This is a genomic window from Paraburkholderia sp. SIMBA_030, from assembly GCF_046535245.1.
Taxonomy (GTDB): domain Bacteria; phylum Pseudomonadota; class Gammaproteobacteria; order Burkholderiales; family Burkholderiaceae; genus Paraburkholderia.
In genome coordinates this window covers 1-254 of sequence record NZ_JAWRXB010001075.1, presented here as the reverse complement: position 1 = coordinate 254, position 254 = coordinate 1, and the positions used below count along the sequence as shown (strand labels likewise).

At 63.8% G+C, this 254-nt stretch carries 1 protein-coding gene; it reads right to left on the bottom strand.

All coding sequences use genetic code 11. The annotated features are described in order from the left end of the window. On the bottom strand, positions 1-254 hold a 254-nt coding region (locus tag SB772_RS43330), incomplete at both ends, for a hypothetical protein (protein ID WP_410838939.1).

The window sequence follows — 254 nt, the reverse complement described above, 5'->3', positions numbered from 1 at the left end:
CAACAATTTCAGCGACGACGTGCCCGTCCACCTGCAACGGCACCATCGGCTGAGTACCTTGCAATGCATGCAATTCGGCCACGCGCAGCGCGAGCGTTTCGCGCGCTTGCGCCGCTTTCTGCGCCTGCTCCGCGTCGGCACTACTCACGCGGGCCGCGTCGATGTCGGAACGCAAGCCGACGATCTCGGTCACCAGCGCACGCTCCTTGTCGTAGCGCGCTTCGTCGGCGGCGAGTTGCTTCAGATTTTCTTCG